The sequence below is a fragment of the Streptomyces sp. NPDC001027 genome (assembly GCF_040299045.1).
Lineage (GTDB): Bacteria > Actinomycetota > Actinomycetes > Streptomycetales > Streptomycetaceae > Streptomyces.
Genome location: NZ_JBEPBI010000075.1, coordinates 20,122 through 35,901 on the forward strand (window position 1 = coordinate 20,122; position 15,780 = coordinate 35,901).

Genomic DNA, 15,780 nt, shown 5'->3' on the forward strand with positions numbered 1-15,780 from the left:
CCGAAGGCCTCCCCGCACGCGCCGAAGGCCTCCTCGTGGCCGCCGAAGGCCTTCTCCGCGCGCCGAAGGGCTTCCCTACGCGCCGAAGGCCTTGCTCTTGCCCTGGACCGGCTTGGCGCCGGCGCGCAGGTGCGGCGGCACCAGGTCGAGGGCGGGTTCGGTGTACCCGACCGACATGATCCGGTCGCCCTGGTAGGTGAACGTCGTCAGCGAGGCGAGCGTGCACTGTCGCTTGCGCGGGTCGTGCCACAGCCGCCGCCGCTCGACGTAGGACCGCACGATCCAGATCGGCAGCTGATGGCTGACCAGCACGGCCTCGTGCCCGCGGGCCGCGTCCTTCGCCGCGTCCAGTGCGCCCATCATCCGCACGACCTGGTCGACGTAGGGCTCGCCCCAGGACGGCTTGAAGGGGTTGACGAGGTGCTTCCAGTTCTCCGGCCGGCGCAGCGCCCCGTCCCCCACCCCGAACGTCTTGCCCTGGAAGACGTTCTCCGCCTCCAGCAGCCGCGCGTCGGAGGCCAGGTCGAGCCCGTGGGCCTTGGCGATGGGCGTCGCCGTCTCCTGCGCCCGCTCCAACGGGGAGGCGACGACGTGGGTGACGTCGCGGGAGGCGAGGTGCTCGGCGACGCGGTCGGCCATCTGCCGGCCCAGCTCGGAGAGGTGGTAGCCGTCGAGACGGCCGTAGAGCACGCCGTCGGGGTTGTGGACCTCGCCGTGCCGCATCAGGTGGACGACGGTGATGTCCTGGGCGGCGCCGTTCTTCTCGAAGGTGCTCATCAGGCCGTGGCCTCCGCAGCCGCTCGGGCCGCCGCCGGGAGGGCGTCGGCGATTCTCTGGACGGCCGTGTCGTCATGGGCCGTGGACACGAACCAGGACTCGAAGGACGACGGCGGCAGATAGACGCCGTTCGCCAGCAGCGAGTGGAAGAAGGCGGTGAAGCGGAACGACTCCTGCGCCTTGGCGTCCTCGTAGTCGCGCACGGGACGGTCCGTGAAGAAGACGGAGAACATGTTCGAGGCGCTCTGCAGCGTGTGCGCGACGCCTTCCTTGGTCAGCGCCTCCGACACCAGCGACTGGATCTGCGTGGAGACCTCGTTCACCTTGACGTACGCGGCGTCGTCGAGGAGCCGGAGCTGGGCCAGGCCGGCCGCGGTGGCCACCGGGTTCCCGGAGAGCGTGCCGGCCTGGTAGACGGGCCCGGCGGGCGCGAGGCGCCCCATGACGTCGGCCCGTCCGCCGAACGCCGCGGCCGGGAAGCCGCCGCCCATGACCTTGCCGAAGGTCATCAGGTCGGGCGTGACCCCGTCGATCCCGAACCACCCGGAGCGGCTGGTGCGGAACCCCGTCATCACCTCGTCGGAGACGAACAGCGCGCCGTTGGCCCGGCAGGCGTCCTTGAGCCCCTGGTTGAACCCGGGCAGCGGCGGCACGACGCCCATGTTCCCGGGCGAGGCCTCGGTGATCACGCAGGCGATCTCACCGGGATGCCGGTGGAAGGCCTCCTGCACGGCCTCCAGGTCGTTGTACGGCAGGACGATCGTGTCGCCGGCCTGCGCGCCGGTGACGCCCGGGGTGTCGGGCAGCGCGAACGTGGCGACCCCGCTGCCCGCCGACGCGAGGAGCGAGTCCACGTGCCCGTGGTAGCAGCCGGCGAACTTGATCACCTTGGTGCGCCGGGTGAAGCCGCGGGCGAGACGGATGGCCGACATGGTGGCCTCCGTGCCGCTGGACACCAGGCGGACCTGGTCGACGGGCTCGACCCGCGCCACGATCTCCTCGGCGAGCGCGACCTCGCCCTCACCGGGCGTGCCGAAGGAGGTGCCGCGGGTGACGGCCTCCTGCACGGCGGCGATCACCTCGGGGTGCGAATGCCCGAGGATCATGGGCCCCCAGGAACAGACCAGGTCGACGTACTCCCGCCCGTCGGCGTCCGTCAGATACGGGCCGGCGCCGGACACCATGAACCGCGGCGTGCCGCCCACGGCGCGGAACGCGCGCACCGGCGAGTTCACGCCGCCCGGCGTGACGACGGACGCACGGTCGAACAGCGCCTGCGAGACGGGCGCATCGTATGAATAGGGCAGTTCGCTCATGACCTGCGGCTTCTCCGACCTTCTCCGACTTGCTGGACTCCGGTTGCCAGTGAACTCCCAGGGTAGGCCAGCGCCGGCCGGGCCCCACGGGGCGTGCCGTCGCCGGCCACGACGGCGCCTGTCCGGCACCGGCCGCGCCGCGGCCCGTCAGACGGCCTCTTCACGCCCCTTCGCCGGCCCGGCCGTGGCGTACGCGGCTCCGCGGGCCGCTTCGCCATCTGCGAAACTGAGTCGGAACGGGCCTGACAGACGTAGCTCTCACCGACCGTGTGTCGAGGGACTGCGAGTTTTTCCTGCGGACAGGTGTTTCACCGCACGTTTCGGCGGGCGGCCGTGGGGGAGGTCACTGACACGATGATCGGGTTGCGCGGCGGCGCCGGCGCGTCCTAGAAAAGCAGTCGGGTGGAGATATGCATCGCGGTGGCGGACTGGGCGAGGGGACTGACGACCTGGGTCCTCGGCGTGCCCGGCGGGGAAGGCACCGGCGCAACATGGAGGACAGCGGCGAAGCGCGACAGACGCAGGCACAAGGCGCACCGAGCGAGTCCGAGCGGGTCGACCGGCAGGTCGACCAGGTCGACCGTCTCGAGGCGGGAAGCAGGAATGGTGGTCGGGTGGGGGTGACGTACAAGTACTTCGGCGCACCGGACGGCGCCACGGCGGCCCGCGTCCCGATCTCGATGCGCCCCGAGGAGCTCGGCGGCGACGAGCTCGGCATGAACGGCATGTTCACCAAGATCAAGCCGGAGACGATGGCCGCGATGGTCCTGACCGGCATCGAGGGCGTCCCCCTGCACAAGGTGCCCCCGCTGGAGCTGGTCGTCCTCCACCCCGACTACGCCGTCGTGAAGCTCCCGATGACCGTCGTCGACCCGCTGCGGGACATCGGCGAGGAAGCGGTCGGCGCGGCAGCCTTCATCTGGTCGACGGTCCCGGACCGCGGCGGCCCCCGGGACGCGTTCAACGTGTACCAACTCCTGCACGAATGGCAGGACTTCAGCCACCGCCTCCACGAGGCGGGGCATCAGCCGTACTGCCTGGTGTGGCCCTGAGCCGGGAATGAGCGCGGTGCGGGCGGGGCTCTCGGCCCCGCCCTCCTGAACGCACCCCCTTCACCGCACCCCCTTCACCGCACGCTCGTGGCTGGGCCTGTCAACGTGGGGTCCGCCCGTCCGAGACCGCCGTCCACGGGGCGGGGCGCCCCGCGTAGCTCAGGGCCGTGAGGACGAAGACGCCGTCGGCGTAGACCTCGACGTACTCGCCGACCGTGAGGACGCGCAGCGCGGCGGCCGGCTCGGACAGGACGGTCTCGCCCAGCAGCGCGCCCTCGGGCCGGTCGCCCGGGCCACCCGTACCGGTGTCGTCGGTATGCACGGTGCATGTCAGGATGACGACCTGACAGTCACTCATGGACGGAGCCCTGCGTCATGTCCTCTGCCCTCGGCGGCGACGGCGGCACCTCTCTGCACATCGACACGAGCAAGCCGCACCCCGCCCGGATGTACGACTACTTCCTCGGCGGGAAGGACAACTACGAGGTCGACCAGGCGGCCGCCGAGCAGTTCATCAAGGCGGCGCCCGAGGTCCGGGTGGCCGTGCGGGCCAACCGGAGCTTCATGCACCGCGCCGTCCGTCATGTCGTCGCGGAGGGCGGCGTCCGGCAGATCCTCGACATCGGCACGGGTCTGCCGACCGAGCCCAACGTGCACCAGATCGCGCGGGCCGTCGCACCCGGGACGCGCGTCGCCTACGTCGACAACGACCCGATCGTCAGCACCCACTCCATGACCCTCGTGGACGACGCCGCCGACACCTCCGTCGTCCTGGCCGACCTGCGCGACCCCCGGTCCGTCCTCGACCACCCCGACGTGCGCCGGGTGATCGACTTCGACCGGCCGGTGGCGCTGCTGCTGGTGGCCGTCCTGCACTTCCTCACCGAGGCGGAGGATCCGGACGCCGTCGTCGCCGAGCTGCGTGACGCGCTGCCCGCCGGCTCGTACCTGGTGCTGTCCCACGCGACGGGCGACCTCCACGAGGACGGACGCGAGGAAGCGGCCGCCGTCTACAAGGGCGCGACCGCCAGCATGAACCCCCGCACCCACTCCCGCGTCCTGGACTTCTTCGGGGACCTCACCCTGCTCGATCCGGGCCTGGTCCTGGTCCCGCAGTGGCGTCCCGACGAGCCGCCCGCGCCGGACACCCCGCCCATCGGCATCTACGGCGGAGTGGCCCGCAAGGGCGACTGACGGGGCGGGCACGGCCGACGGGGCGGGCAGGCGTGCGGGGCGGGCCGGCTCAGTTCCAGAAGCCCTCGCCCTCCGGTCCCTCGATCTCCTGCTCCGCCCAGATCGTCTTGCCCTTGGCGCCCGGACGGGCGCCCCAGCGCCGGGACAGCTGGGCGACCAGGAGCAGGCCCCGGCCGCCCTCGTCGTAGGTGCGGGCGCGGCGCATGTGGGGCGCCGTGCCGCCGGCGTCGCTGACCTCGCAGATGAGGGTGCGGTCGTGGATGAGCCGCAGCTGGACGGGCGGCTCTCCGTGCCGGATGGCGTTGGTGACGAGCTCGCTCACGATCAGCTCGGTGACGAAGGCGGCGTCGGCGAGCCCCCAGTCCGCCAGCCGTCCGACCGCCTTCTTCCGGGCGTCGGCGACCGCGGCCGGGTCGGCCTCCACGTCCCAGGTCGCGACGCGGGAGGCGTCCAGCACCCGGGTGCGGGCGAGCAGGAGCGCCACGTCGTCGGCGGGCGTCCCGGGGAGCAGGCCGTCGAGCACGGAGTCGCACATGACGTCCAGGGAGGCCGCCGGGGCGGTCAGGGACCGGCACAGCCGGGCGGCGCCGTCGTCGACGTCGCTGTCAGGGGACCGGGACGCGATGAGGCCGTCGGTGTAGAGGGCGAGCAGGCTGCCCTCGGGCAGCTCCGTCTCGAGCGCCTCGAAGGGCAGTCCGCCCAGACCCAGCGGGGGTCCCGCGGGAAGCGGCAGCAGTTCCACCGTGCCGTCCGGGCGCGCCACGGCGGGCAGCGGATGCCCGGCCCTCGCCAGCGTGCAGCGGCGCGTCACCGGGTCGTACACGGCGTACAGGCACGTCGCCCCGACGTCGCCCGCGGTCCCCTCGTCGCCGAGTGCGTCGGCCTCGGTGGCCAGCCGGCCCACCAGGTCGTCGAGGTGGGTGAGCAGTTCGCCGGGGGGCAGGTCGATGTCGGCGAGGGTGCGCACGGCGGTGCGCAGCCGGCCCATGGTCGCCGAGGCGTGGATGCCGTGGCCCACCACGTCGCCGACGACGAGGGCGACGCGGGCGCCGGACAGCGGGATCACGTCGAACCAGTCGCCGCCCACCCCGGCCCGCGCGTCGGCGGGCAGATAGCGGGAGGCGATCTCCATCGCGGACTGCTCGGGCAGCCGCTGCGGCAGCAGGCTGCGCTGCAGGGTGACGGCCGTTCTGCGCTCGCGGGTGTAGCGCCAGGCGTTGTCGATGCAGACCGCCGCCTTGGCCGCCAGCTCCTCGGCCAGCACCACGTCGTCGTGCTGGAACGGCTCCGGACGCCGGTGCCGGACGAGGACGGCGACGCCCAGCGCGACGCCGCGCGCCGACAGGGGGACGGCGATCACCGAGTGCAGACCGAAGTCCCGGACGCGGGCCGTGCGCACGGGGTCCCCGGCGACCCAGGCGGCGACGGCGGCCTCGGTCACCTGGCGGCGGACGGCCCGGCCGGTGCGCAGGCTCTCGGCGGGCGGCGAGCTGTCCGGGTACACGTCGACGTCGCCCGGCTGGAGGACGGCCTCGGGGGCGCCCGGCAGCACGGACTGGTGGGCGACGCGGCGCAACGGCAGGGATCCGCCGGTCGTGGTCTCCTCCTGCCCCGCCTCGAACGAGGTCAGCAGGTCGACGCTGACGAAGTCCGCGAGGCCCGGGACCGCCACGTCGGCCAGCTCCTGGGCGGTCCGGGTCACGTCGAGGGTGCTGCCGATCCGGGTGCTGGCCTCGGCGATCAGCTGGAGGCGCTGGCGGGCCCGGTGCTGTTCCGTCATGTCGTGCCCGGTGGTCGCCACGCCCAGGACCCGGCCGTCCCCGTCCTGCACCCGGTAGAGATCGACCGCCCAGGCGTGTTGCCGGCTCTCGCCGGGGGCCCGCGCGACGTTCTCCACGTGCCGCGGCTCGCCGGTCTCCAGCGTCCGCCGCATCAGCCGCTCGACGTCCCGCGCCGACGTCGTGGGCAGGACGTCGGTGATCCGCAGGCCGCGCAGATACTGCTCGTCCAGGCCGAGGGCGCGCTGTGCTGCCCGGTTGGACCGGCGGAAGCGCAGGTCCGTGTCGTGGACGGAGGTCGCGCAGCAGGGGGACTCGAGGAACCCCCACCGCATGAGCGCGTCCTCGTCGGCCCGGGGCCGGGTCGGTGATTCCGGGACCGCGCAGACCAGCAGCCAGTCCCGTACGCCGTCGTCCCGGCTCCGGTGATGTGCGACGACCCTGGCCTCCACGCGGCGGCCGTCCCGGTGCCGCAGGAGGAGCGCCCCGTGCCACCGTGCCCGGTCGGCGAGGGGCACCCCGGCGGGCGGCTGATCGGTGAGGGGCAGCCCCATCGGCGGCGGACGGGTGGGCGGCGCCATCCCGTCGGCCGAGCCGACGGCGGCCGAGCCGGCATCGACCGGTCCGGCCCAGGACGATCCACCGACCGAAACCGGCTCGTCGCCGACCGAACCTGCTTCGTCGCCGACCGAACCCGGGGGGTGGGCGAGCAGGGCGGTGGCCGGGCCGCCGACGACCTGCTCCGCCGTGTAGCCGAGCAGTCGTGCGGCGCCCGCGTTCCAGCCGGTGACGGCGCCCTGTTCGTCGACGGTGACCCGGGCGGTGAGCGCCTCGCCGACGGCCTCCGATGCCTCGCTCATCTCACTCTCCCGCGGAATGCGCAACCCGTATCATTCCCGGCAAATCCAGGCATACACAGAATCCCGCGCATTTCCATGAGAAGACGTGCCGGCCCAGTCGCCCGCGGCTCGCCGCCCCGGAGGTCCGGGGCGGCGGTCGCTCACGTACCGTCCGGTGCTCCGTCCGCCCCTCGCCGTCCCTCCGGCAGGCCTCCGCCCACGGTGAAGCCGATCACCGAGCCGCCGCCCGCGCGCCCTGCGGCGAACGGCGCGCCGCCGTGGGCCAGCGCCACCTCGCGCACGATGGACAGACCGAGACCGGATCCGGGCAGGGAGCGGGCGTCGGCGGCGCGGTAGAAGCGGTCGAAGACGCGCGTCAGATCGGCCTCGGCGATGCCGGGACCGCGGTCGAGGACCTCGACGCGGACGACGCCCGGCCGGGCTGGTCCGGTGACGGCGATCTCGACGGGCGCACGGCCGTCCCGGTCGAACTTGGTGGCGTTCTCCACGAGGTTCGACACCGCCCGCTGGAGCATGCCCGGCCGCCCGTAGGAGCTGGTGTCGCCGCGGGTCCGGAGCAGGATCTGCCGTCCGGTGCGGCGCCGGGCGAGGGACGCCACCTCCTCCGCGAGGTCGGCGAGGTCCAGCCCCCGCGGCGGCTCGGCGTCGGACTGGCCGGCCGCGAGGTCGACGAGCTCGTTGACCAGGTCGGTCAGCTCCCGGGCCTCCTGGCCGAGGTCCGCCACCAGCTCGTCGCGGATGTCCGGCGGCAGCTCGTCCATGCGGTGCAGCAGGGAGATGTTGGTGCGCAGCGACGTCAGCGGCGTGCGCAGTTCGTGGCCCGCGTCCTGGACGAGCCGCCGCTGGTCCTCCTCCGACTGGGCGAGCCGGCCCAGCATGCGGTCGAAGGCGCGGCCCAGCCGGCCCACCTCGTCGTGGCCGGTGACGGGCACCTGAACGCCGAGCCGCCGGGTGCGGGCGACGCTCTCGGCGGCGGTGGTGAGGATCACCAGTCGGTGGGTGATGCGCCGGGCCAGCCACCAGCCGAACAGCCCCGCGGCCGTCACGACCGCCGCCATCAGGATCAGCGTGCGCTGCTGGAGCGCCCGCAGCAGGTCCTCGGTGTCGCTGAACTCCTGCGCCACCTGGACCGCGCCGCGCCCGCCGCCGAGCGAGACGGTCGCGATGCGGTAGACGTCGCTGCCGACGTCGACGTCCTTGTGCTCGGCCATCTGCCCCGCGTCGGCGGCGCCCGCGACCGTGCGGTCGGCGCCCACCACGGGCAGCCCGGGGGCGCCGGCGTCCACGACCTTCCCGTCCGGGCCGAGCACCTGCACGTCGGTGCGGGCCGGCCGCACGATGTCGTGCCCGGGCTCGGCCGAGGAGAAGTCCTCCGGCGCCATCCGCTGGTCGCGCACCTCGTCCCGCAGGTCCTGCACGACCTCGTCGAAGACGGACTCCTGGTCGACGCGGACCAGCCGGGCGGCCGCCGAGTAGGACAGGACGCCGACGAGGACGGTGACCGCGGCGGTCACGGCGGCGAAGGACACCGCGAAGGTGGTGCGCAGCGACACCAGCTTCGGCCGCGGCCGGGACAGGAACGCGGGCAGCAGCCGGCGCAGCACGAGGCGCTGACGGCTCACCGACCCGCCCCTCAGTCCTCGCGCAGCACGTAACCCACGCCGCGCACGGTGTGGATCAGCTGCGGGGCGCCCGGCTGGTCGAGCTTGCGGCGCAGGTAGCCGACGTAGACGGCGAGGTTCTTGGAGCCGGGCCCGAAGTCGTAGCCCCAGATGCGGTCGTAGATCGTGGAGTGGTCCAGGACGATCCCGGCGTTGCGCACCAGCAGTTCCAGCAGCTCGAACTCGGTGCGGGTGAGCTCCAGCTCGCGTGCGCCCCGCCAGGCCCGCCGCGCCTGCGGGTCCATGCGCAGCCCGGCCGCCTCCACATGCCGCTCGGGGGTCGGCTTGGGGACGTCCGGGACGGGCATGACGGCGTCGGCGTTGGTCCGGCGCAGCAGCGCCCGCAGCCGGGCGAAGACCTCCTCGACGTCGAACGGCTTGACGACGTAGTCGTCGGCGCCCGCGTCCAGTCCGGCGATCCGGTCGGCGGTCTCCACCAGCGCGGTCAGCATCAGGACGGGCGTGCGGTCGCCCTCGGCGCGCAGCACCCGGCACACCTGGAGTCCGTCGATCCCGGGCATCATCACGTCGAGGACGAGCACGTCCGGCGGGTTCCTGTGGGCCTGCGCCAGCGCCTCGACCCCGTCGGCGACCGCGGTGACCCGGTAGCCCTCCAGGGACAGGGCGCGTTCCAGGGCGTTGCGGATGGCACGGTCGTCTTCGGCGAGCAGCACGGTGGGAGGCACCTGACCAGTCTGCCAAGGCCTTCGGCCGTTGGGCCGGGGGGACGGTCCCACAGTCACCCTTCTTACTCGGCTCTCACCGTCCGGGTGGGCGTGTCCGGGGGCCGCCGCCCCCGGACCCCGCTTCGGCCTGAACGGCCTCGTCCTCGGTCGCCGGACGGGCCGAACATCGCGATCTTGCGCTCAGCGGGCCGGTCGGTCTGTCACCGTGCGGCCAGCGCCGCCAGCTGTTCGGCGAAGGGGATCACCGTGAGCGCGCCTCCGTCCTTGTCGGCCTTTTCCGGGCGGGACGGGGACGACGGGGACGGGGGCGCCGACAGTCCCGTCATCAGCGCGGACAGCTCCCCCGCCGCGCGCTCGATCCGGTCCGGCAGGCCCTGCGCGCCCCAGTCCTCCGAGGCCGCGTAGACGGCGGTCGGGACGACGACGGCGTGCAGGTAGGAGAAGAGCGGCCGCAGGGCGTGCTCCAGCACCAGCGAGTGGCGGGCGGAGCCGCCCGTGGCGGCGACGAGCACCGGCTTGCCGGCCAGCGCGTCCGGGTCGAGCACGTCGAAGAAGGACTTGAACAGGCCGCTGTAGGACGCGGAGAACACCGGGGTGACGACGATCAGTCCGTCCGCCGCCGTCACCGCCTCCAGGGCGGCCGCGAGCCGGCGTCCGGGGAAGCCGTTGGTGAAGTGGTGGGCGATCTCGACGGCCAGGTCGCGCAGCTCCACGACCTCGACGTCGACGGGCGCGTGGCGCCCCACCGCCCCGGCGAGCCGGTCGGCCAGCAGCCGGGTGGACGACGGGACGCTCAGCCCCGCCGAGAGCACGACGAGCTTCATGCCACGACCTCCTTCGCGTCCTTGTCGCCGTCGGTCTCCTCGGTCGTCTTCCGCGCGAGCAGCGACCCGTGGGTCGGCGCGTCCGGCACGTCGGCCGGACGGCCCACGGCGAACTCCTTGCGCAGCACCGGCACGACCTCCTCGCCGAGCAGGTCGAGCTGCTCCAGCACGGTCTTCAGCGGCAGCCCGGCGTGGTCCAGCAGGAACAGCTGACGCTGGTAGTCGCCCGCGTACTCGCGGAACTTCAGCGTCTTCTCGATGACCTGCTCGGGCGTGCCGACGGTCAGCGGGGTCTGGTCGGTGAAGTCCTCCAGGGACGGCCCGTGCCCGTAGACCGGCGCGTTGTCGAAGTACGGGCGGAACTCGCGCACCGCGTCCTGCGAGTTCTTCCGCATGAACACCTGGCCGCCCAGGCCGACGACGGCCTGCTCGGGCGTGCCGTGGCCGTAGTGCGCGTACCGGGCGCGGTAGAGCTCGACCATCCGCCGGGTGTGGTCGGCCGGCCAGAAGATGTTGTTGTGGAAGAAGCCGTCGCCGTAGAACGCGGCCTGCTCGGCGATCTCGGGCGAGCGGATGGAGCCGTGCCAGACGAACGGCGGCACGTCGTCCAGCGGACGCGGCGTGGAGGTGAAGCCCTGGAGGGCGGTGCGGAACGTGCCCTCCCAGTCGACGACGTCCTCGCGCCACAGCCGGCGCAGCAGGGCGTAGTTCTCGATGGCGAGGTTGATGCCCTCGCGGATGTCCTGCCCGAACCAGGGGTAGACCGGGCCGGTGTTGCCGCGCCCCATCATCAGGTCCACGCGCCCGTCGGCCAGGTGCTGGAGCATCGCGAAGTCCTCGGCGATCTTCACCGGGTCGTTCGTGGTGATGAGGGTGGTGGAGGTGGAGAGGATCAGCTTCTCCGTCTGCGCGGCTATGTAGCCGAGCATGGTGGTCGGGGACGAGGGCACGAACGGCGGGTTGTGGTGTTCGCCGGTCGCGAAGACGTCGAGGCCGACCTCCTCGGCCTTCAGCGCGATCGCGACCATGGCCTTGATCCGCTCACGCTCGGTCGGCGTACGGCCCGTGGTGGGGTCCGGCGTGACATCGCCGACGCTGAAGATCCCGAACTGCATGGTCGCTCACCCTCCAGGTTGTTGACGCTTCAACTATACCCGGAGAACGACGCCCCGCCCATGGCTATTCCCCACAGCCGTACCGGCCGTCACTGCCTCTCGCTTCACGCCTTCCAGTGCGGGTCACGGCCGGTCCGCGCCAGCAGCCGCTCGAACGGCGACGCGTCCTCGGCAGCCGCCACCGCCTCGCCGAACACCCCCATCCGCCGGGCCGTCGGCTCCAGCACGGCGACCGCCCCCGCCAGCTCCGCCACCACCGGCTCGTCGGCCTCCGGGTAGTCCTGGCCGGTGGCCCGCGCCAGGTCCCACACATGCACCGTCAGATCCAGCAGCGCCATCGAGCCGACCAGCCGCGCGGGCATGTCCATCGCCCCCGTCGTGCCCTCCTCGGCGCCCGGCGCGGACCAGGCCGCCACCAGCAGGTCCGTCTCCGCCGTCAGCCGCGCGCGCCAGTCCGGCCCCGCACCCACCCGGTCGGGAGCCTCGCCGAACTCCGACGTCTCCTTCGCCGCCAGCCGCTGGAACTGGACGACCACCTGGAACACATGGTTGACCAAGGCCTTCACGTCGTACTCCGCACAGGGCGTGGGGCCGGTCAGCGCCTCGTCCGGGATGCCCCGCAGCACCGGCTCGGCCCGCTCGCGCGCCATCCCGAGCAGCTCGCCGATGCCGTACGCGCTCCCATCGCCGCCGTCGATCCCGCCGCCGATCCGGCCGCCCTCGCCGCCGGTGCCGCCGCCGCCGATGCCGCTGTCGTCCCTGCCGCTGTCGTCGATGTCCATGCCTCGACGGTAGAGAGGCCGCCGCCGCCCGTCTTGAAGAAACGCGACGTACGATCACGCCATGGCCGCCCCCCGCCGCGACACCCGCGGGATCGTCGACCCGGCCGGGCTGCTGGCCCGCGTGCGGTTCCGCCGCCACCGGCCCGCCGAGCCGCTGCGCCGTCACGTCGAGACGTACTGGCTGATCGACTGGGACCTGCCCGAGCCGTACGCCTCCCACATCGTGCCGCACCCGTCGGTCAACCTCACCTTCCAGTGGGAGGAGGCCGACGGCCCGCCCTACGGCGAGCTGACCGGCGTCGCCCGCGGCCTCTACACCAGGAAGCTCACCGGCCGGGGACGGGTCTGCGGGGTGAAGTTCCGCCCCGGCGGCTTCCGCCCCTACGCCCCCGCGGAACCGGTCGCCCACTGGACCGGCCGCGTCCTGCCCGCCCACGACGTCTTCCCCCGGGCCGGCGGCGACACCCCCCGGACGGTGACCGGCCCCGCCGACGACCTCGGCCGGGTCGCCGCCCTCGACGCCTTCCTGCTCTCCCTCGACCTCGAGCCCGACCCGCGCGCCGACCAGGCCATGGACCTCGTCGACCGGATCCGCGACGACCGCACGGTGCGCCGCGTCGCCGACCTCGCCCGCGCCGCGGGCCTTTCGGTACGGGCCCTGCAACGGCTCTTCGCCGCCTACGTCGGCGTCAGCCCGAAGTGGGCCATCCTCCGCTACCGCCTGCACGAGGCCATGGAAGCCGCCGGCACCCGGCAGGACCTCGACTGGGCCGGCCTCGCCGCCGACCTCGGCTACGCCGACCAGGCCCACCTGGCCCGTGACTTCACCGCCACCGTCGGCCTCCCCCCGGCCGCCTACGCTCACGCCGCCCGCACGCCGTAGGCCCCGGTTCAGGACGTCAGCGGCAGCGCGTCCATGTACGCGTTGGACGGCCTCGGCGCCTTCGCCACGCTCGTGGCGTCCAGCGCGACCGCCGCCGACTCCGTGCCCAGCGTCCCGCCCGGATGCCAGGTCCCGGTGACGTTCACCCAGCTGTCCGCCTTCGGCGCGGCGGCCCCGTGGACCAGCACCTTCACCGACGAGGCGTCCGCCGCACAGCAGCTGACGATGATCCGGGTCAGATACCAGCCGTTCCCGCCCGCGGCGGGCGTGACGAACCCGGTCATCACCACGGTCCGCTTCCCGACGGCCCGCGACCGGTCCTGCTGCACCCGCTGGGTGAAGTCGGTCAGCGTGATCGGCAGCGGCGAGGTCGCCGGCAGCGGGTCGAACCCGTCCTCCTCCACCGCCACCGCCTTGGCCGGCTCACGCGAGGCGGTGTACGAGCCGAGCGCGGGCGGGGCGTAGAACAGCAGGCTGAGCACCGGCAGGAACAGCAGCCACGCCACCCTCGGCACCCGGGAGTGGTCGTGCCCGTGCGCGTCATGCGCGTCGTCCACGTCGTGCTCGGCCCCATGCCGGTCGCCGCCCGGCCCCCGGCGTCCCCATGCCTCCGCCGCCGCCGCTGATCCCAGCGCCACGAGCACCGCTCCCGACGCGATCAGCAGCGGCCGCATGCCCGGCTTCACCAGGTTGAGGTACAGGTCGGTGAAGAGCGCGGCGTGCAACAGCCCGAGACCGCTGAGCACCAGCAACGCCGCCTGCGCGAACCGTCTCACAGCAACACCCCTCCGATCACCGCGCTGCACACCACCGCGACCACCGCCGTCGCCGCCGAGAACCGCACCGCGAACGCCCGCCCGAACGTCCCCGCCTGCAACGCGATCAGCTTCAGGTCGACCATCGGCCCCACCACCATGAACGCCAACCGCGCCACCGGCGAGAACCCGCTGAGCGACGCCGCCACGAACGCGTCGGCCTCGCTGCAGACCGCCAGCACGATCGCCAGCGCCGCCAGGAACAGCACCGAGAGCCACGGCGACCCCGCGAACGCGTCCAGCACCGAACGCGGCACCGCCACGTTGAACGTCGCCGCCGCCATCGCCCCCACCACCAGAAAGCCGCCGGCGTGCAGGAAGTCGTGCTGGAAACCCCGCCGGAACTCCTGGAACCGGCTGTGCCCCGGCACATGTCCGGCCGGCCGGTCGGTCCGCGGCCGCAGCCACTCCTCACGCCCCAGCCAGAGCCACAGCCAGCCCATGGCGGCGGCCGTCGCCAGCGAGGCCGCCAGTCTCGCCAGGACCATCTCCGGACGGCCCGGGAACGCCACCGCCGTCGCCGTCAGCACCACCGGGTTCACCGCCGGCGCCGACAGCAGGAACGCGAACGCCGCGGCCGGCGTCACCCCCCGCCCGATCAGGCTGTTCGCCACCGGCACTGACGCGCACTCGCACCCCGGCAGCACCACTCCCGCCGCCCCCGCCACGGGCACGGCCAGCGCGGGCCGCTTCGGCAGCACCCGCTGGAAGACACGCGCCGGCACGAACGCGTTGATCGCCCCCGACAACGCCGTCCCCAACAGCAGGAACGGCAGCGCCTGCACGGTCACGGCCAGACACACCGTCCGCCAGGCCTGCACCGCCGGGTCGTCCAGCGACCGCCCGACGACCACCAGCAGCACACCCGGCACCACCGCGGCGCCCAGCAGCAGCAGCGGCCAGTGCCGCGGCAGCCCACGCCCCGCCGGGACGTCGGCCGGGCCGCCGGCCACCGCCCCCGACAGCCGTGTCTCCGTCTCCTGCATCCCGCCCTACACCCGCCCTTCCCGCAACCGCACGACCTGCTGCGCGCCGAACTCCACCGTCCGCCGCATGTGCCGCACGATCACCGCGAGCTCGGCGTCCTCGAGATCGTCGAAGAGCGGCATCCAGTCGCCGCCCAGCCGCTCCCACATCCGCCCGAACTCCGCGATCCGCTCCGGCACCGTCGCCACGAGCACCCGCCGCCGGTCGGCCGCGTCCCGCTCGCGCACGACGTATCCCGCCTTCTGCAGCCGGTCCACCAACCGGGTCGCCGACCCGGTGGTCAGCCCCGTCAGCTCCGCGACCCGGCCCGTCGTCACCGGCGCCCGCTCCAGCATCAGCAGGTTCAGACACTGCAGATCCGTGGGGTGCAGCGCCAGCCGGTCCGCGAGAGCCTGGTTGAACAGGGCGTACGCGGCCGCATACCGACGGGAGACCACGGACAGGTCGTCCAGCAGCCGCGACCGCACGTTCTGGGACATCGCTCCCCTTCGCCGCGCCGTCGTCGGCGCCGTCCGCAGATCGTACGACGCGCCCGTCCCACGCTCGTCAGAAGAAGTACGCGTCCCCGGTGTCCAGCACCAGCACCGCCTGACGGTCGCCTGAGCGGTTGTGGTCCACCGCCCCGCCGCCCCACACCGTGTCGACGGCCGGCGTCACCGCCGCCGGCCGCCCCCGCAGCCACCCCCGCGCCAGGATCTGCTCGCCCGCCCCGTCCGCGGCCGGCGCGCCCGTCCGGCACACCGCCTCCTGCCGGCCCGTCCGCGCGCGTCCCGCCGGCAGCCGCTGCTCCCCCGCCGACAGCGGCGCCGACCACCGCAGCCGCACCGTCGCGTCGGCGACGTCCGCCAAACCGTGGTTGCGCGGAGTCAGCCGCACATCGACCCGGCCGCCGGCCAGGACGGCGTACCCGTGACACGAGAGATCCGCCTCTCCCCCCGTTATGTTTTTCGCGGTCCTGCAACAGGGCCGCTGGCCTCCGGGCCCGGCATGACTGTTGCCCCCTGTCGATCGGATGACCTGGGGGGTGGTGTCACCGGGTCCGAGGGGTGC

General features: G+C 73.5%; 16 protein-coding genes. 3 read left to right on the top strand and 13 right to left on the bottom strand.

What is annotated here, in order from left to right:
* Positions 1 to 75 precede the first annotated feature (75 nt).
* Both ABT300_RS21445 and hemL read right to left on the bottom strand, forming a co-directional pair.
* Complete coding sequence (locus ABT300_RS21445; protein WP_351678038.1) at positions 76 to 777, bottom strand: histidine phosphatase family protein; 702 nt, start codon at positions 775 to 777, stop codon at positions 76 to 78.
* Positions 777 to 2,093, bottom strand: coding sequence for a glutamate-1-semialdehyde 2,1-aminomutase (gene hemL, locus ABT300_RS21450; RefSeq protein WP_351678041.1), 1,317 nt, complete (start codon positions 2,091 to 2,093; stop codon positions 777 to 779). The genes ABT300_RS21445 and hemL overlap by 1 nt, the downstream gene beginning before the upstream one ends.
* Before the next feature lie 410 nt (positions 2,094 to 2,503).
* On the opposite strand from hemL, the gene ABT300_RS21455 reads away from it, so the two are divergent.
* Positions 2,504 to 3,145 (top strand): hypothetical protein, encoded by a 642-nt coding sequence (locus ABT300_RS21455; RefSeq protein WP_351678044.1) that lies wholly within the window; start codon positions 2,504 to 2,506, stop codon positions 3,143 to 3,145.
* Positions 3,146 to 3,245: 100 nt separating this feature from the next.
* Here the strand turns inward: ABT300_RS21455 and ABT300_RS21460 are convergent, their stop codons facing one another.
* Entirely contained in the window at positions 3,246 to 3,467 is a 222-nt protein-coding gene (locus ABT300_RS21460) for a hypothetical protein (RefSeq protein ID WP_351678047.1), read from the bottom strand.
* A gap of 53 nt (positions 3,468 to 3,520) precedes the next feature.
* Here ABT300_RS21460 and ABT300_RS21465 point away from each other — a divergent pair, with 53 nt between their 5' ends.
* Positions 3,521 to 4,339, top strand: a complete 819-nt coding sequence (locus ABT300_RS21465) for an SAM-dependent methyltransferase (protein WP_351678050.1) — start codon at positions 3,521 to 3,523, stop codon at positions 4,337 to 4,339.
* Positions 4,340 to 4,388: 49 nt separating this feature from the next.
* On the opposite strand, the gene ABT300_RS21470 is transcribed toward ABT300_RS21465, so the two are convergent.
* The 6 genes from ABT300_RS21470 to ABT300_RS21495 all read right to left on the bottom strand — a co-directional run bounded on the left by ABT300_RS21470 (position 4,389) and on the right by ABT300_RS21495 (position 11,913).
* A complete protein-coding gene (locus tag ABT300_RS21470; RefSeq protein WP_351678052.1) occupies positions 4,389 to 6,977 on the bottom strand; it encodes a SpoIIE family protein phosphatase in 2,589 nt (862 codons plus the stop codon).
* 140 nt (positions 6,978 to 7,117) lie between these two features.
* A complete protein-coding gene (locus ABT300_RS21475; protein ID WP_502977970.1) occupies positions 7,118 to 8,599 on the bottom strand; it encodes a sensor histidine kinase in 1,482 nt (493 codons plus the stop codon).
* Between the two features lie 11 nt (positions 8,600 to 8,610).
* Positions 8,611 to 9,324 (bottom strand): response regulator transcription factor, encoded by a 714-nt coding sequence (locus ABT300_RS21480; RefSeq protein WP_351678055.1) that lies wholly within the window; start codon positions 9,322 to 9,324, stop codon positions 8,611 to 8,613.
* A 200-nt stretch (positions 9,325 to 9,524) separates the two neighbouring features.
* Positions 9,525 to 10,148 (bottom strand): FMN reductase, encoded by a 624-nt coding sequence (locus tag ABT300_RS21485; protein ID WP_351678057.1) that lies wholly within the window; start codon positions 10,146 to 10,148, stop codon positions 9,525 to 9,527.
* A complete protein-coding gene (locus tag ABT300_RS21490; protein WP_351678060.1) occupies positions 10,145 to 11,263 on the bottom strand; it encodes an LLM class flavin-dependent oxidoreductase in 1,119 nt (372 codons plus the stop codon). Before ABT300_RS21490 ends, ABT300_RS21485 begins: the two co-directional genes overlap by 4 nt.
* Before the next feature lie 104 nt (positions 11,264 to 11,367).
* Positions 11,368 to 11,913, bottom strand: coding sequence for a TIGR03086 family metal-binding protein (locus ABT300_RS21495; RefSeq protein ID WP_351678084.1), 546 nt, complete (start codon positions 11,911 to 11,913; stop codon positions 11,368 to 11,370).
* Between the two features lie 193 nt (positions 11,914 to 12,106).
* On the opposite strand from ABT300_RS21495, the gene ABT300_RS21500 reads away from it, so the two are divergent.
* Positions 12,107 to 12,928, top strand: coding sequence for a DUF6597 domain-containing transcriptional factor (locus ABT300_RS21500; protein ID WP_351678063.1), 822 nt, complete (start codon positions 12,107 to 12,109; stop codon positions 12,926 to 12,928).
* A gap of 8 nt (positions 12,929 to 12,936) precedes the next feature.
* Here ABT300_RS21500 and ABT300_RS21505 read toward each other — a convergent pair whose 3' ends face one another.
* The 4 genes from ABT300_RS21505 to ABT300_RS21520 all read right to left on the bottom strand — a co-directional run bounded on the left by ABT300_RS21505 (position 12,937) and on the right by ABT300_RS21520 (position 15,579).
* On the bottom strand, positions 12,937 to 13,704 hold the full coding sequence (locus ABT300_RS21505) for a TIGR03943 family putative permease subunit (RefSeq protein ID WP_351678066.1): 768 nt from the start codon (positions 13,702 to 13,704) through the stop codon (positions 12,937 to 12,939).
* Positions 13,701 to 14,729 carry a permease gene (locus tag ABT300_RS21510; protein ID WP_351678068.1) on the bottom strand — a complete coding sequence of 343 codons (1,029 nt, stop codon included), beginning with the start codon at positions 14,727 to 14,729 and terminating at the stop codon, positions 13,701 to 13,703. The genes ABT300_RS21505 and ABT300_RS21510 overlap by 4 nt, the downstream gene beginning before the upstream one ends.
* 6 nt (positions 14,730 to 14,735) lie before the next feature.
* Positions 14,736 to 15,209: a MarR family winged helix-turn-helix transcriptional regulator gene (locus tag ABT300_RS21515; RefSeq protein ID WP_351678071.1), complete on the bottom strand. Its 474-nt coding sequence runs from the start codon at positions 15,207 to 15,209 to the stop codon at positions 14,736 to 14,738.
* Between the two features lie 67 nt (positions 15,210 to 15,276).
* On the bottom strand, positions 15,277 to 15,579 hold the full coding sequence (locus ABT300_RS21520; protein ID WP_351678074.1) for a hypothetical protein: 303 nt from the start codon (positions 15,577 to 15,579) through the stop codon (positions 15,277 to 15,279).
* Between the last annotated feature and the right edge of the window lie 201 nt (positions 15,580 to 15,780).

Excerpts from the sequence above, each read along its gene's own strand:
- ABT300_RS21445 (WP_351678038.1), bottom strand. The coding sequence starts at position 777 with ATGAGCACCTTCGAGAAGAACGGCGCCGCCCAGGACATCACCGTCGTC.
- hemL (WP_351678041.1), bottom strand. The coding sequence starts at position 2,093 with ATGAGCGAACTGCCCTATTCATACGATGCGCCCGTCTCGCAGGCGCTG.
- ABT300_RS21455 (WP_351678044.1), top strand. The coding sequence starts at position 2,504 with ATGCATCGCGGTGGCGGACTGGGCGAGGGGACTGACGACCTGGGTCCT.
- ABT300_RS21465 (WP_351678050.1), top strand. The coding sequence starts at position 3,521 with ATGTCCTCTGCCCTCGGCGGCGACGGCGGCACCTCTCTGCACATCGAC.
- ABT300_RS21470 (WP_351678052.1), bottom strand. The coding sequence starts at position 6,977 with ATGAGCGAGGCATCGGAGGCCGTCGGCGAGGCGCTCACCGCCCGGGTC.
- ABT300_RS21485 (WP_351678057.1), bottom strand. The coding sequence starts at position 10,148 with ATGAAGCTCGTCGTGCTCTCGGCGGGGCTGAGCGTCCCGTCGTCCACC.
- ABT300_RS21490 (WP_351678060.1), bottom strand. The coding sequence starts at position 11,263 with ATGCAGTTCGGGATCTTCAGCGTCGGCGATGTCACGCCGGACCCCACC.
- ABT300_RS21495 (WP_351678084.1), bottom strand. The coding sequence starts at position 11,913 with ATGGCGCGCGAGCGGGCCGAGCCGGTGCTGCGGGGCATCCCGGACGAG.
- ABT300_RS21500 (WP_351678063.1), top strand. The coding sequence starts at position 12,107 with ATGGCCGCCCCCCGCCGCGACACCCGCGGGATCGTCGACCCGGCCGGG.
- ABT300_RS21510 (WP_351678068.1), bottom strand. The coding sequence starts at position 14,729 with ATGCAGGAGACGGAGACACGGCTGTCGGGGGCGGTGGCCGGCGGCCCG.
- ABT300_RS21515 (WP_351678071.1), bottom strand. The coding sequence starts at position 15,209 with ATGTCCCAGAACGTGCGGTCGCGGCTGCTGGACGACCTGTCCGTGGTC.